The 13,963-nt window shown below is 69.8% G+C and carries 13 protein-coding genes; 6 read left to right on the top strand and 7 right to left on the bottom strand.

The window, feature by feature from the left end; all coding sequences use genetic code 11:
• Positions 1–426 precede the first annotated feature (426 nt).
• Positions 427–3,348 carry a BREX system ATP-binding domain-containing protein gene (locus ACFYPC_RS12365; RefSeq protein ID WP_388674140.1) on the top strand — a complete coding sequence of 974 codons (2,922 nt, stop codon included), beginning with the start codon at positions 427–429 and terminating at the stop codon, positions 3,346–3,348.
• On the opposite strand, the gene ACFYPC_RS12360 is transcribed toward ACFYPC_RS12365, so the two are convergent.
• Together ACFYPC_RS12360 and ACFYPC_RS12355 are read right to left on the bottom strand one after the other, a co-directional pair.
• On the bottom strand, positions 3,317–3,991 hold the full coding sequence (locus ACFYPC_RS12360) for a TetR/AcrR family transcriptional regulator (RefSeq protein WP_388674138.1): 675 nt from the start codon (positions 3,989–3,991) through the stop codon (positions 3,317–3,319). The two genes, ACFYPC_RS12365 and ACFYPC_RS12360, sit on opposite strands and share 32 nt — an antisense overlap.
• A gap of 191 nt (positions 3,992–4,182) precedes the next feature.
• Positions 4,183–4,386, bottom strand: coding sequence for a hypothetical protein (locus ACFYPC_RS12355; protein WP_388674136.1), 204 nt, complete (start codon positions 4,384–4,386; stop codon positions 4,183–4,185).
• 473 nt (positions 4,387–4,859) lie between these two features.
• Between ACFYPC_RS12355 and ACFYPC_RS12350 the strand changes: the two genes are divergently transcribed.
• Both ACFYPC_RS12350 and ACFYPC_RS12345 read left to right on the top strand, forming a co-directional pair.
• Positions 4,860–5,120 carry a CopG family transcriptional regulator gene (locus ACFYPC_RS12350; RefSeq protein ID WP_388674134.1) on the top strand — a complete coding sequence of 87 codons (261 nt, stop codon included), beginning with the start codon at positions 4,860–4,862 and terminating at the stop codon, positions 5,118–5,120.
• A complete protein-coding gene (locus ACFYPC_RS12345; protein ID WP_388674132.1) occupies positions 5,117–5,560 on the top strand; it encodes a PIN domain-containing protein in 444 nt (147 codons plus the stop codon). Before ACFYPC_RS12350 ends, ACFYPC_RS12345 begins: the two co-directional genes overlap by 4 nt.
• Positions 5,561–6,920: 1,360 nt before the next feature.
• Here ACFYPC_RS12345 and ACFYPC_RS12340 read toward each other — a convergent pair.
• The 4 genes from ACFYPC_RS12340 to ACFYPC_RS12325 all read right to left on the bottom strand — a co-directional run bounded on the left by ACFYPC_RS12340 (position 6,921) and on the right by ACFYPC_RS12325 (position 9,134).
• The gene (locus ACFYPC_RS12340; RefSeq protein WP_388674130.1) at positions 6,921–7,250 is read right to left on the bottom strand and encodes a TfoX/Sxy family protein; all 330 of its coding nucleotides are present in this window, start codon (positions 7,248–7,250) and stop codon (positions 6,921–6,923) included.
• A gap of 7 nt (positions 7,251–7,257) precedes the next feature.
• A complete protein-coding gene (locus ACFYPC_RS12335) occupies positions 7,258–7,707 on the bottom strand; it encodes an SRPBCC family protein (RefSeq protein WP_388674128.1) in 450 nt (149 codons plus the stop codon).
• A gap of 89 nt (positions 7,708–7,796) precedes the next feature.
• The gene (locus ACFYPC_RS12330) at positions 7,797–8,486 is read right to left on the bottom strand and encodes a haloacid dehalogenase type II (RefSeq protein ID WP_388674126.1); all 690 of its coding nucleotides are present in this window, start codon (positions 8,484–8,486) and stop codon (positions 7,797–7,799) included.
• A gap of 48 nt (positions 8,487–8,534) precedes the next feature.
• Positions 8,535–9,134, bottom strand: coding sequence for a TetR/AcrR family transcriptional regulator (locus ACFYPC_RS12325; RefSeq protein WP_388674124.1), 600 nt, complete (start codon positions 9,132–9,134; stop codon positions 8,535–8,537).
• Positions 9,135–9,317: 183 nt separating this feature from the next.
• On the opposite strand from ACFYPC_RS12325, the gene ACFYPC_RS12320 reads away from it, so the two are divergent.
• Entirely contained in the window at positions 9,318–9,968 is a 651-nt protein-coding gene (locus ACFYPC_RS12320; RefSeq protein ID WP_388674122.1) for a peroxiredoxin-like family protein, read from the top strand.
• Between the two features lie 96 nt (positions 9,969–10,064).
• Here the strand turns inward: ACFYPC_RS12320 and ACFYPC_RS12315 are convergent, their stop codons facing one another.
• On the bottom strand, positions 10,065–11,123 hold the full coding sequence (locus ACFYPC_RS12315; protein WP_388674120.1) for a PucR family transcriptional regulator: 1,059 nt from the start codon (positions 11,121–11,123) through the stop codon (positions 10,065–10,067).
• A 231-nt stretch (positions 11,124–11,354) separates the two neighbouring features.
• On the opposite strand from ACFYPC_RS12315, the gene ACFYPC_RS12310 reads away from it, so the two are divergent.
• Both ACFYPC_RS12310 and ACFYPC_RS12305 read left to right on the top strand, forming a co-directional pair.
• Positions 11,355–11,792: a hypothetical protein gene (locus ACFYPC_RS12310; RefSeq protein WP_388674118.1), complete on the top strand. Its 438-nt coding sequence runs from the start codon at positions 11,355–11,357 to the stop codon at positions 11,790–11,792.
• 87 nt (positions 11,793–11,879) lie between these two features.
• Positions 11,880–13,913 (top strand): flotillin family protein, encoded by a 2,034-nt coding sequence (locus ACFYPC_RS12305; protein ID WP_388674116.1) that lies wholly within the window; start codon positions 11,880–11,882, stop codon positions 13,911–13,913.
• Positions 13,914–13,963: the final 50 nt, after the last annotated feature.

The raw sequence follows: 13,963 nt of genomic DNA, 5'->3' as shown, positions 1-13,963 counted from the left end.
CGGCCATTAAGTGGAGGGGGAATATGTCAGGTACCGGGGGAGCGCTTTCCACGTGGTTTACCGCTCGCCACCGTGCAGACCGTACCCATGCGGTACCCGGGCACATCAATACGGTGGGACCGAAGTAATGGCCGAAGAAACACGCTTCGAATCCTTCGGGCGGAAGTGGTTGTACAAATTCGACAGTCGGCCGTGCTAACGTCCGGGCGCGTCAGATGTGAACGCCGTTCACCGGTGAACGGGAGGCGAATTGGGGGAGTCGGAGCCTCGTCCGCACTGTCTGGGGAAACTCCCTTTCCGTCAGGGCGGGACCGGCTTGATAATGACCGGAAAACGCCTTGAGGACGCTGGTTTGACACCGGCCGTCCTGCCACACCATTCCGATGAAGAGCGCGACCGTGCCGGTCGGCGAGCGGACGAGAGCGCATGGTCCGCCACACCAGCCGTTTTGTCCGGATCATTCACTGTTCAGGCGGGAGACGTGCGGTGCCCCAGGAACTGTTCGGGAGAAGCGAAGAATCTGAGATCATCACCGAGATGCTCGAGTCCGCGAGAGCGGGCGCGGGCGCCGGCGCTCTAATAGATGGAATCATCGGAACAGGCAAGACCACACTCTTACGCTGGGCCGAGGAATCCGCACGTGCGCAGGGCATGGTGGTGCTGTCCGCCAGGGCGTCCCACACCGAGCAGCACTTCTCGCTGGGAATCGTGCACCAGCTCCTCGCCACGCTGCCCGAGACGGCACAGGTGTGGGAACGCGCCTTCGCGTCGAGCGGCGCGACTGACGACGGGCCGGCCGAGCCCGATTACCCGCTGCTCGCCGAACTCTGCGCGGGCGTGGGCAGGGCCGCGCGGCGTACCCCGATCCTGCTGACGGTCGACTCCGTCCAGCACGCCGACCGCAAGTCCCTGCTCTGGCTGGGCTTCCTCAGCCGCCGTCTCGACAATTTCCCCGTCCTGCTGCTCGCCACCAAGCGCTGCGGTGAGCCGGCGAGCGACCAGCATCTCCTGGTCGAGTTCATGGAGGGCATCCGCCCCGACCGCCACATCCATCTGCACGACCTCAGCCCGAGTGCCGCCTTCGATCTGGCCGCCGCGCTGTGCGGCCACGGCCAGGTGTCCGTGGACGCACTGGTCGCCGACACGGGCGGCAACCCGTATCTGCTGACCGAGCAGATACGGGCCGTGCCGACGGGCCACGGCGCCCCGCTCCCCAGCGGGGCCGGGCACCCCGTCGACACCTTGGCCGGCCGGGCGCCGGCGGGCCCGCCCGAAGAGAGGATGCGCCTGCAAGCGGTCAAGGAGCGCATCATGTGCATGCTCCGCCGTCTGGACCCGCACAGCCTGGACGTCGCCAGGGCGGCCAGCATCCTGGGCTCGGCCCGGGACCCCGCCGGCCTCGCCGACCTGTGCGGCGTGCCGACGGAGGACGCCTGCCGAAGCCTCTCGCGGCTCACCGAGTCGGGGCTGCTGTGTCCCCACGACATGAAGTTCCGCCACCCCCTCCTCGCCGGACTGCTCTACCAGGACATCCCGTGCTCTGAGCGCGCCGAACTCCACCGGCTCGCAGCCCGCTTCATGTGGCGCCGCAGTGCCCCCTGCGAGGACATCGCCGCCCACCTGCTGCACGCCCACCGGCTGGACGAGCCGTGGATGGCCCGGCTGCTCCTCGATGTCGCCCAGGCCATGGTCGGCCGTGACCCCGCGGGGGCCCGACGGCTGATCGAGAAGGCCGTGCTGCACGGCGTACCGGACGAACTGGCCTCCCGCGCCGAGGGGCTGCTGATCCAGGCACTCACCGACCTGGACCTGCCCGCCTCCGCCCGGGCGCTCACCGCGCACGCCGCCGGAGACCTGGGGCCCGAGGAGCGGCTCCAGGAGGCCCTGCGGCTGTCCGACATCCTTCTGCGGCTCGACGAACCGGCCTGCGCCCGCCAAGTCCTGGAGGACGCCCGCGGAGAGATCGGCACCCCGGACCCCTCCACCACCGCGCGGCTGCGCGAGCGCCTCACCCACATCCGGCTCCACGAGGGCACCTACCGGCCCGGGGAGGGGGACGAAGAGGACGAAGGCGAGGACCGGCTGGAGCGGGTGATGCTGCTGCGCACCGCCGCGGGCGACTCGGCGCAGGCGGTACGGCGGATCGCCGACCGTTTCCTGGCCGGCCCCCGCGCCCCGTACGGCTCCCCCACCTGGTACCACGCGCTGCTCGCCCTGTTGTGGTCGGGCGACGCTGACGAGGCCCGGCGGCACATGGACACCGAGGTGCGACTCGCCCGTGCCGAGGGCGCCATGACCCAGATCGCCGAAGCCCTGGCCGTACGCGGACTGGTGCAACTGCACCGCGGCCTGCTGGAGGACGCCAAGGACGACGCCCGCCAGGCGCTTGACCTGCTCACCGGGATAGGCGCCGGCAAATACCACGCGGGGGCGCTCGTCCGCAGCGTCCTCATCGACGTGGCCCTGGAGCAGGACGACGTCGCCGCGGTCGGCGCCCTGCTCGAGGAGGCGCCGCTGCTCCCTGAGGAACAGCCCGTCACCTGGTGGCGGCTGCACCTCCTGCACAGCGCCGGGCGCGCCCTGGGCCGGCTCGGCCAGGCACAGCGCGGCCTCGCCCTGATCGCCCAGTGCGAGGAGGAGCTGGCCCGCCGGGGCGTCGTCAACCCGGCGATCCTGCCCTGGCGTTCGACCCGGGCCGCCCTCCAGCTGTCCCTGCGCAACATGGCCGCCGCCCGCTGCGTCGCCCGCGAGGAGACCGAACTCGCCCGCCGCTGGGGTGCCCCCTTCGCCCTGGGCCGGGCCCTGGTCGCGCAGGCCTCGGCGAGCTCGGGACGCGAGGCGCTCCAGCTCGTGGACCGGGCCTTGGAGATACTCGAACCGGCCCCCACGCCCCTGCTCTTCGCCCACGCCCTGCACGAGGCGGGGCGCGCCCACCGGCAGCTCGGCAAGGCCCGGCGCTCCCGTGAACTGCTCCACCGCGCCAACGAGGTGGGCATCTCGCTCGGCGCAGGCGGCCTGGTGGAGGCGGTGCAACGGGAGCTGCGGTACGCGGGTGGTCGGCCCGACCCGCGCAAGGACTCCACGGAATCACTGCTCACCCCCACCGAACGGCAGGTCTCCGGGCTGGCCGCGCGCGGTATAAGCAACCGCGACATAGCCCAGCGGCTGAAGGTGAGTCTGCGGAACGTCGAGTCCCATCTCACCCACTCCTACCGGAAGTTACGGATCAGCGGACGGCACGAGCTGGCCAGGTTCTTCCCTCCGGACCAGGACTCCGCAGCGGAGCCGGTGCTGCTCTACCAGTCGCGGACCGCGCTCACTCCACCGCACCAGCTGCTGATCGGCTGACGGATGACGGCTCCTCGCAGGCGGCCGTCCCTCCGTGCGAAGCCCGCGGCTCCGCGAACGCCCCGTCGAGCAGGACCATCAGCCCGGCGGAGAACCGCTCCTGGTCGCTCATCTCGGCCACGAGCGGGGCGACCCGGCATACGGTCGGATAGTCCTCGTCTGTCCCCGCCATCGGGTGCGGGGACAGTCCCGGCGCCGTGGCCCGCGCGGCCACCAGGTGCCCCACCAGGTACTCCCAGATGGCGACGTGCAGGCGCGCGGCCTGCGCGTCGCTCAGCCCGTCCCGGACGAGGGAGTCCAGGATGAACTCGGACAGCCGCATCGAGGTGGCACCGAGCAACCCCCCGTTGAGCATTTCGGTGGCGATCCAGCCGTGCTTCTCCAGGACCCGGTGCGCACTCTGCACCGCCTCAGCGATAGCCGTACGGGGGTCGTCCCCGGCGTCCGGCAGGACGATCCGCCGGGACACCTCGTTGAAGAGCAGGGACATCAGCTCCCGCTTGTCGCTGACGTGCCGGTAGACGGCGGCCGGGGCCTTGCCGAGTTCGTCGGCCAGCTTGCGCATGCTGAGACCGTCCACGCCCTCGCGCTCCAGCAGACGCAGTCCCGCCGCCACGATGTGGGGACGCGTCAGCGGCGTCATCGCACGCTCCGAGGTATGGGGCATTGGGAGCGGCATCGTCTCGCACCAAGACGCGCTCCGACACGGAAAGGGAGGCAACGAAACATGACTGTTGCGTTCCCACGCCACGCGCTCGTCCCGGCTGGCGGAATCTCCCTGCTTCAGCTGAGAGAGCACCCGGCCCGTAGCACTGCAAGGGACGACAGGCCCGCTTACGCTCGTGGCTGCCTGGTGGCCATCCGGTAGATCACGTACGTGAGGGCCAGGATGAAGTCTGTGGCCACCCAGAACGCGACGACCAGGCCCACCCCGATCGTGGTGCCGAGGTCGCCGGCGTCCTTGCACAGTTGAAGGCTGTCGCCCGTCAGGCCGGAGCACGATTCCGGCGTCCCGCTACTACTGGCGGCACCTGCCACGACCCAGATCAGGAAGAGGATCTGGACTGCCAGGAAGATCCAGAAGAAGACGCGACGGCGCTTCCTCGGGGGAGGAGCGGGCTGCCCCTGGTTGGGGAGTTGGCCTGATGGGGAAACCAGTTTGCCTGATCGGGAAACCTGTGGCGGTCCGGGCCATTGGACCGGTTCTGATGACGAAGGACCGGGGGCCCCTGCGCCCCACGTCTGTGGCGGCTGGGCTTGTGGGTGCCGAGAATGCCGAATCTTGCTCATGGACCCGTCCTCCCATGAGGCGTTGTCTCCCATCGTGCGCTTGTGAACGCGTCGGTGCCTGCTGGGGGCACTGAGTGGATCACCTGAATCCCTTCGCAGGTCGTGAGCGTCCTGCCGACGGCGGCCTGCTGGATGGGACACCGGCTCAAGAACTCCGACTCGACCTCAAAGCGAGTGGATTCCCGAATACATCAATCCAGTACATGGACTACCGTTGGTACATGTCCATGAAGCGTACGAACGTCTATGCCGATCCCGAAGACCTGGCGATCATCAAGGAGGCGGCCAAGCGGAGGGGGATAAGCGAGGCCGAGATCATCCGACAGGGGATCCATCTCGCGGCCATGGCGAACCGGGTCTGGGACGAGCCGCTTTTCTCGCGGACGTTCGAGGGGCCGGGGCGTACGGCGACCAAGGCTGAGGTCCGTGACGCGGTCGCCGATGCGGTCCGCCGCGAGACAGACCCCGGAACCGCCGCGTGATCATCGTCATTGCGGACACGTCCGGCCTCCTGGCTGCTCTCGACTCGACGCATCCGGAACACGGAGCGGCTAACGAGGCGATCATGGCGGCCGGTCTCCTGGTGATGTCCCCGCTCCTGCTGGCGGAACTCGATCACGTGGCCACGCGCGAGCTGGGGCGAGCAGCCGCCGTCAGCGCGGTCGATGACCTGCGGCGGTGGATGAGCCGGGGTCGGATCGTCATGCCCCAGATCACGGAGCACCACTTGGGCGCCGCGCAGTCCGTCCGAGTCCGCGACAGCGCGCTCGACCTGGACCTCGCCGACGCGGTGAACGTGGCGCTCGCCGCCGACTACGACACCGACGCGATCCTCACCCTCGACCGACGGGACTTCCGGGCCGTACGGCCGTTGGGCCGCCACAAGGCGTTCCGGGTACTGCCTGACGACCTCCCGCTCTGACACGAGCGAGGGCGCTGGTGTCGATCAGGAACTGCGCGGCGCCCAACGGCGGCAGTTCCCCTTGTCCCCTTGCCCCTGTCCTCTTGTCCTCTTGGCCGTATGGAGTCGACCGGTTGAGGATGACCTCGACGTCTACGACGTTGTCAGAGCAGATCTTCCGAGCGCCACGCTCCACGGCACCGTCTGGCAGGTGGAAGCCTGCCGCGTCCAGGTGGGCGCTACGGGCGGTGACTGGCTGCTGTGGGCCGACCGATGGAGAGCCATCGCGTACTGAAGACTCTCCTTGCACGTGCCCCGACAGGTCCCCGAACTCGGGGAGCACCCACGGCCTGGGCAGCGCCGACGCGCGCCAAATCAGTGCCGAGGGCGCACGCTTTCCAACTGTGGTGGTGGGGGGCGGGTGTGTGCGGAGGCGTTCACCTGCGTTCATGGGCGGTTGGCTGTCGACGCGGGGACGGCGGAGGGTCTCGCCTGAACGGTCGTGAACGGTCGTGAACGGGGGTCACTGAGACGGAAACTGACACGGCCGCCCATGGTCCTAGAACTGACCTCGCCACCATGGCACGTCCAGGCTGTCAGCTGGGATGACCTTGGCCCTTGCCAGAATCTTCCCGTCGAGGGCCCACACGAGGGCGCGCAACTCACGTGCGCTCTTCCTGGGCAGTGCGTGAAGCACGGCTTCGAGGTGCTCGCGGAAGCCGGCGCCGTAACACCCGCACTCAGGGATGCCGCAATCGGGACCTGTGAGTGGGTCTGCAAGTTGTCTGAGGGGGCCGTGGGCATAGGCCTGCCAGTGCCAGAACGCTTCTTCTGTGGCTTCGGGCCAGAAGCGGGTCCGCTCCAGCCGCCGCAGGTCAACTGTGCAAGATCCTGAAAGGCGATCAATGAACGGGTACCGTCGCCGCCTCCAGGGGCGGATAGGGAGGCCGCCCCGCAGGGCTGACGGGCGCCTACGCGGCATTGCCCCTTCGATTGGCGGTCATGGGGGCAAACTACAGAACCACGCGCCAGGTGGCCACCGCGTATTCGGTGGCCGAAGCCCTGAGCTTGGGAAGCGACGGCGCTTGGGCGGCGAGACGGGCTTGACCTGAGGTTATGCGGCCTCGTGGCGCAGCTGGGTGACTGGGTTCGCACCGTGGTGGACCGCTGTTGTCCGCTCTCAACGGGCACGGCTCGGGCACGGCTCGGGCACTGATTGGGCACGGCCTCGGGCGGCGCCGATTGTCTGCCTGTCTTGTCGGCGGAGAGCCGACCGATAGGCACGTCCACCGATGGACGTGCCTGGCGAGCTCGCGTGTGCAATCGGCAACGTGGCATGGGAAGGGTCCGAAACTGCGTGCCGGTTCCTCTACCGGGCGTCCTACTTGGGCGGCAGGCTCGCGGCGAAGGCGCGTCCCTCGTCGAGCCAGGCGCTGAGCGTGTCGTCCTCCGCGACCGCCGCGCCGTCGACCACGACCCAGCCCCGCATCGGACGGCCGGTCATGTCGAAGACACGGGTTCCCGGCCGGGCGAGCGCCGCTTCGGCCGCCGCCGGGCCGACCCTGACCATGAGGTCGTCGCCGGTGACGCCCCCGGCCATGTTGCCCCGGTACAGGAAAACCACCGTCCCGAACATCTGCTTCTCGCTGACCTCCGGGTCCGCTGCCCAGCGCTCTCTGATCCTCTGCGCGAGTCCTGCGTCGTACGCCATCGTCCTCTCACCCCTGTTCCAAGAGCCTTGCTTCGAGGTCGCGCAGGTCCTTGGTGAGGTTGGCGCGGACCTGGCGGGCCGGCAGCGGTGCCGCCAGCCGGTAGAAACCTCCCCCGCTGCCCCGGACGCGGATACGGGCGAGGGTGCCAGTCAGGTGGGGCTCGAAGGCATACGTGACGTGCATCGGCATCGGGCCCGCCACCGAGACCATGTCCAGGAGGCCGGGCGGTTCGTACGCGGTGACCCGTAGCACGTAGTCGATGCGGCGGCCCAGGAAGTAGGCGGTACGGGTCACCTCGGCCCCGGCTCCGAAGCCGCCCCCGTCCGCCTCCGCGGTCAGTTCCGCCGTACGGATGCCCTGGGTCCAGTCGGCGTCGTGGCGCCAGTCCATGGCGTACTCGGCCACGCGTTCGGGCGGCAGGGGGATGACCCGGTCGGCCGTCACGTCGATCGTCATGGCATCGAGCATCCGCCTTCTCGCGAGCGGTCACCACCCGGTGAGCACTCCAGCAACCCGGCCACCGTGCACTCGGACGAAGGCGAGCTTCACGATCGGCCGGCGGCCGGCACGTCCGCGAGCTCCAGCAGGTCCTGCGCTGTGCAACTGGGCGGGGCCATCGCCCGTGGGTACACGGAAGCCCCGCGACGCAGCCAGGCACCGTCCAGTCCGGCACGCCGCGCCCCATCGATGTCCCAGGGATGCCCGGCGACCATCAGCGCCTGGTCGGGTCGTACGCCGGCCCGCGCGACGGCGTGGTGGTAGGCGGCGGGGGCCGGTTTCCAGCAGCGGGGGCCGCGCACGTCCGACAGGGACTCGAAGCGGTCCAGTACTCCGGCCTTCTCCAGGAGCCGTTCGGTCAGGGCCACGCTGCCGTTGGTCATCGCCGTCAGCCGGTAACCGGCGTCACTCAACTTCCGTATGCCGTCCGGTACATCGGGGTGTACGTCCAGGTGGGAGAAGCCATCCAGGATGTGCCGGGCCGCGGCCTCACCGTCCCCCGCCCAGCCCTCCAGACCGGACAGCAGCGCCCGTACCCCGTCGTGGGCGACCGATGCGAAGTCCGCGTACGCACCGGCGGCCGGCAGGGCGAATCCGTCCCGCAGTACCCCGGCGAACCCGGTCGGCAGCAGATGCGCGGGGGCTCCGACGTCCTCGAAGCGAGTGCGCAGCGGCGTGAAGTCACTGAGTGTCTCGTTGACGTCGAAGACGAGGACCCGGTGCTGGTCGGCGAGCATGCTCTCCTCCTCTTGGCGTCCGTACCCGGGAGCCGGATCCACGCACGACTACGCCGCCGCCCGGTCGGCGATCGAGCCCAGGGCGGCGGTCACCGTCTTCCGCAGCGTCACGGCGTCGGCACCGGCACGGGAGCGCAGGTTGACGCCGTAGGCGAGCAGTGCCAGCAGATCTGCGGAGTCGCCGGGGTCGGCGCCCGGGGCGAGCTGCCCCTGGTGCTCGGCGGTGACGAGCGCCGCGTACAGCGCGTCCCGCAGCTCCCGGTGGTGCTGGTCCAGGACGGCGCGTACGTCCGGATCGCTGTTGTCGGCCCCGGCGTGCGCGTTGGAGACCATGCACCCCCAGCGGGCGTAGTCGCCCGAGCAACGAGCATCGATCAGCCCGCCGAAGAACTCGGAGACGGCCGCCAGCCCCCGCTCGTCCTCCGCCAGACGCCGGAACATCGGCCGGGACCGCTGCTCCAGGTAGCGGCGCAGCGCGGCGCGGTAGAGCTCCTGCTTGCCGCCGAACGTGGCGTACAGGCTGGAGCGGTTGAGCCCGGTCGCGGTCACCACGTCCTGGATACCGGTCGAGGTCACGCCCTGCCGCCAGAAGAGTCGCACCACGGTCTCCAGGGTGGCGTCCGGATCGAAGTGCTTGATGTCCGGCATGTTTCACCCCGCCATCTTGAAATAAGGATTCCAAGATACTCCCCGTTCATCGTGCCGGGGCTGGCGCGGGGCCATGCATGGCCCTATCTTGGAACGGTCATTTCAAGATGTGTTACCGGTACTGCCAGAGCCCCGAGTCGCGTCCGGTCCCGCTCCGGTCGTCAGCCAGGAGGAACAAGCATCATGACCACCCTCAACGCCGAACTGCGCACCTTCTACGAAGCCCGCCGGCAGCAGATCCCCGCCGGGATCCGGGAGATCATGCAGCGGGCCGGTCAGGAACTCGCCGACTCCGGCCAGGCCGACCGCGCCCTGGCCGTCGGCGCGCAGGCACCGCGCTTCAGCCTCCCCGCCGCGACCGGGCAGCCGCTGGCCCTGGAGGACCTCCTCGCCGACGGACCGGTCGTGCTGACCTTCTACCGCGGCGCCTGGTGCCCGTACTGCAACATCGCCCTGCGCTCCCTCCAGCAGCACCATGACGCCATCACCGCACGCGGCGCCCGCCTGGTGGCCGTCTCCCCGCAGATCCCCGACGAGTCCCTCGCTCTCGCCGAGAAGCACGAACTCGCCTTCGACGTCCTCAGCGACATCGGCTCCGACACCGCCAAGCAGTACGGCCTGGCCTTCGACCTCCCCGACGACCTCGCCGCCGTCTACGACAAACTCGGCTTCGACCTCCAGCGCGTCAACGACGGCCACCCGCGCACACTCCCGCTGCCCGCCACATACGTCATCGACCGCGACGGCGCGATCCGCTGGGCCTTCGTCAACTCCGACTACACCACCCGAGCCGAACCGGCCGACATCATCGCCGTCCTCGACACGCTGCGCTGAATCCCGAGGGCCGTCAGGTCCCTGAAGGAGCGGGGCGGGGGGCCCGACGGCCCGACCGATATGACAGGGGCGACTGCCGGGGAACAAGGGCAGTGGTCAGAGCGCCTTGACGGGCCAGTCCAGCAGCCGCGCGCCGATGACCGCGGTCTGGAGCATGTAGCGGTGGGCCGGGTCGGCCGGGTTGGCGCCGGTGAGTTTGTGGATGCGTTCCAGACGGTAGGTCAGGGCGCGCACGCTGAGCGAGAGACGGCGGGCGGCCTCGGCGGCCACGCAGCCGCAGTCGAAGTAGGCGGTGAGGGTGTCGAGGAGGGGATCGGCGCCGCCGCGGGCCGTGTTGAGCGGGCCCAGCGTGCCGGTGACGAGGTCGGCCATGGCCTGCCGGTCGCGGGTGAGGACCGGGTAGACCAGCAGGTCGGCGGCGCGCAGGACGGGGGCGTCGAGGTCGAGGCGCTCGGCCAGTTCGAGAACGCCCAGGGCCTCCTCGTAGGACTGGACGACGCCGCCGGGGCCGGGCTGGGGGCGGCCGATGGCGACTTGGCCGCCGTCGGTGGCGGCATGTGCCTGTTTGGCGAAGTGGGTGAGGATCTCGTCCTGGTGGCCGGGGGCGATGCACAGGAGCCGGCCGTCCTTGGTGGTGAGCAGGACGCTGCGGTCGCTGAAGCGGGAGTTGAGCGCGCGTTCCACCTGCCGGGGTACCGGGTCGCCCTCTTCATAGGCGGCCGGGCCCCGCGCGACGGCGACCGCGTGGGCCTGGGACAGGCGCAGGCCGAAGCGTTCGGCGCGTTCGGCGAGGCGGCCCAGGTCGCTGCGGCCGTAGAGGAGGTCGTCGATGAACTCCCGGCGTGCGGCCTCCTCTTGGCGTACGGCGAGACGCTGGGCGCGTTCGTAGCCCTCGGCGAAGGCGTCGATGACCTGCTGCACGGCGGCCAGGGCGTCGGCGGCCGAGCCGGTTGTGCCCGGCCAGGCCGTGCGGGCGGCGGTGAGGTGTGCGCTGACCAGGGCACGCAGCCCGTGACCGGCTTCCGCGGCCTGTTCCCCCAAGGCGCGCCGGGCCTGGAGCTCGTCCCGGGTGAGACGTCGGCCGGTGGTCGACACCTCGGCCAGGATGCGGTCGTAGCCGTCCAGGTACTGCTCGGGAATCTCCCGCTCCGTCACGCCCGCCCCCGATTCTTGACGCGCCGCTGACGGTTTCCTGACGCCCACCGGCATGCAGACCCTAATGAACGTTGCCGGGAACCGGCAATGCGCGGGTGCGATCCCCTCGTGCAGCATGGTTCACGGGGAGCACGGCGGATGGTTCCGGTGCCGGACACCGGCAGGTGGTCCGGCACCGGAACCGGGGGAAGCCGTGCCCACTTGCAGAGCGTCGGAAGGGGGGAGCAGGAGATGTGGACGTTTCTGGCAGCGGCCACGGGCCTGCACACGATCCTGCTGTCCGCCGCCCTCGTCGTGGTCGTCTGCTTCTGGCTCCTGGTCGCCGTGGGCGCCGCCGCCGTGGACAGCTTCGACACGGACGTGGACCTGGGGAGATGGCACCTGGGCGGGGTGCCCGTGACGGTCGCCCTCTCACTTGTGACCGTGGTCGCCTGGTCCTTGAGCGTCGGGACAGCGGTCGCGCTTGACGTGTTCGCCCCCGCGGGGCCTGCCGTCGGCCTGCTGCGTCCGGGCGTACCGGTGGGGGCGCTGTTCGTCGCCTGGTCCCTGACCCGCCGGATCGTGCGGCCGCTGCATCGCCTCTTCCCCGACGAACCCGGGCTGCCTGTGCCGAGCGACGCTTGCACCGGCGATGCCGCCGAGCCTCACCTGCGGGACCACGCCGCCTGATTCGTGCCGCCTCGGGATCTCAGCTGCGGCTTCTCTGCCTCTTCTCTGCCTCACGCTCAACTCCCTTATCCCTGAAGGACGTATGCCATGGTTGCCGTGATAGTCGGCATCGGCGTGCTCGTCGCCGTCTGCCTGCTCGTCGTACTCGTCGTCGCCCGGTTGTTCCGCAAGGTGGAGCAGGGCAAGGCCCTGATCGTGTCCCAGATGCGCAAGGTCGACGTGACGTTCACCGGGCAGGTCGTGCTGCCGGTGCTGCACAAGGCCGAGGTGATGGACATCTCGGTGAAGACCATCGAGATCATGCGGGCCGGCAAGGAAGGGCTGATCTGCCGGGACAACATCCGCGCCGACATCCGCATCTCGTTCTTCGTGAAGGTCAACAAGACCGTCGAGGACGTCATCAAGGTCGCCCAGGCCGTCGGGACGGCGCGGGCAAGTGACCGGAACACGCTGCAGGAGCTGTTCCACGCGAAGTTCTCCGAGGCGCTGAAAACCGTCGGCAAGCAACTGGACTTCACCGATCTGTACACCAAGCGCGAGGAGCTGCGGTACCGGATCATCGAGGTCATCGGCGTCGACCTCAACGGCTACCACCTGGAGGACGCGGCGATCGACTACCTGGAGCAGACGCCGATCACCCAGCTGGACCCGGCGAACGTCCTCGATGCCCAGGGCATCCGGAAGATCACCGAGCTGACGGCCGTGGAGCACGTGGCCACCAACGAGGCGCAGCGCACCGAGGAGAAGGAGATCACCCGGCAGAACGTCGACGCCCGTGAGGCCATCCTGGAGCTGGAGCGGCGTCAGGCGGACGCGGAGATCAAGCAGCGTCGGGAGATCGACACCGTGCGGGCCCGCGAGGAGGCCGAGACGGCACGGGTGGTGGAGGAGGAGCGGCTGCGGGCGCAGGGCGCGTTCCTGCGCACCGAGGAGCAGTTGGGTGTGCAGCGGGAGAACCAGGCCCGCGAGGTCGCCGTCGCCGCGAAGAACCGCGAGCGGGTCATCGCCATCGAGAACGAGCGCATCGAGAAGGACCGTCAGCTGGAGGTCATCGCCCGAGAGCGGGAGACGCAACTGACGCAGATCGCGGCCGAGAAGGAGGTCGAGGCGGAGAAGCGGGACATCGCCGAGGTCATCCGGGAACGGATCGCGGTGGACCGGACCGTCGCCGAGCAGGAGGAGTCCATCAAGACGCTGCGGGTGGTGGAGGACGCGGAGCGTCAGCGGCAGGCGGTCGTCATCGCCGCCGAGGCCGAGGCGCAGGAGCAGCTGGTCAAGGACATCAAGGCCGCGGAGGCCGCAGAACAGGCCGCTTCCCACCGCGCCGCCGAGGAAGTGACTCTGGCGGAGGCCCGTTTGAAGAGTGCCGACCTCGACGCGCAGGCCAAGCTGCGGCTCGCCGAGGGCGTCCAGGCCGAATGCGCGGCCGAGGGCCTTGCGGCCGTCCAGGTACGCGACAAGGAGGCCGAGGTCATCGAGAAGGCCGGCCGGGCGGAGGCGGGAGCAGCCGAGGCGCGGATGCGGGCGGCAGCGGAGGGCGCCAGGGCGCAGGCCCTGGCCGAGGCCGAGGGCATCGGCGAGAAGCTCAAGGCGGAGGCGGCCGGCCTGACCGAGAAGGCGGCGGCGATGGCGATCCTGGACGACGCCTCTCGCGGGCACGAGGAGTACCGGCTGCGGCTGGAGGCCGACAAGGACATCCGGCTCGCCGGTCTCGAGGTGCAGCGGCAGGTCGCCGAGGCGCAGGCCACGGTGCTGGCCACCGGTCTGGAGAACGCCGACATCAACATCGTCGGAGGGGACTCGGTCTTCTTCGACCGGCTGGTGTCCTCCATCGCGCTCGGCAAGGGCGTCGACGGGTTCGTCCAGCACTCCGAGACCGCGCAGGCGCTGGTGAAGCCCTGGCTGGACGGAACCTCCAGCTTCACCGACGACCTCGGCCGGATCCTCGGCTCGGTGTCCACGGCCGACGTGCAGAACGTGACCGTCTCCGCGCTGCTGATGAAGCTGATGAAGACCGACGGCGTGAACGCCGGACAGTTCCAGCAACTGCTGGACCGGGCCGGCGAGCTGGGTCTGGCCGACACTCCGCTCGCCACGGTCAACGGCAACGCCAAGCTCTGACGGCCCATGGCCGGGAGCTGCCGCACAGGGGACGGCAGCTCCCGGCCATG

This window comes from Streptomyces sp. NPDC005808 (genome assembly GCF_042871385.1).
Classification (GTDB): domain Bacteria; phylum Actinomycetota; class Actinomycetes; order Streptomycetales; family Streptomycetaceae; genus Streptomyces.
Note: the sequence above shows the minus strand (reverse complement) of the source record. Positions and strands in the feature narration are given on the sequence as shown.

Bases quoted from the DNA above. Each gene is read 5' to 3' on its own strand.
- ACFYPC_RS12360 (WP_388674138.1), bottom strand. From the start codon at position 3,991: ATGACGCCGCTGACGCGTCCCCACATCGTGGCGGCGGGACTGCGTCTG.
- ACFYPC_RS12325 (WP_388674124.1), bottom strand. From the start codon at position 9,134: ATGCCGGACATCAAGCACTTCGATCCGGACGCCACCCTGGAGACCGTG.
- ACFYPC_RS12305 (WP_388674116.1), top strand. From the start codon at position 11,880: ATGGTTGCCGTGATAGTCGGCATCGGCGTGCTCGTCGCCGTCTGCCTG.
- ACFYPC_RS12340 (WP_388674130.1), bottom strand. From the start codon at position 7,250: ATGGCGTACGACGCAGGACTCGCGCAGAGGATCAGAGAGCGCTGGGCA.
- ACFYPC_RS12350 (WP_388674134.1), top strand. From the start codon at position 4,860: ATGTCCATGAAGCGTACGAACGTCTATGCCGATCCCGAAGACCTGGCG.
- ACFYPC_RS12335 (WP_388674128.1), bottom strand. From the start codon at position 7,707: ATGACGATCGACGTGACGGCCGACCGGGTCATCCCCCTGCCGCCCGAA.
- ACFYPC_RS12320 (WP_388674122.1), top strand. From the start codon at position 9,318: ATGACCACCCTCAACGCCGAACTGCGCACCTTCTACGAAGCCCGCCGG.
- ACFYPC_RS12330 (WP_388674126.1), bottom strand. From the start codon at position 8,486: ATGCTCGCCGACCAGCACCGGGTCCTCGTCTTCGACGTCAACGAGACA.
- ACFYPC_RS12310 (WP_388674118.1), top strand. From the start codon at position 11,355: ATGTGGACGTTTCTGGCAGCGGCCACGGGCCTGCACACGATCCTGCTG.
- ACFYPC_RS12365 (WP_388674140.1), top strand. From the start codon at position 427: ATGGTCCGCCACACCAGCCGTTTTGTCCGGATCATTCACTGTTCAGGC.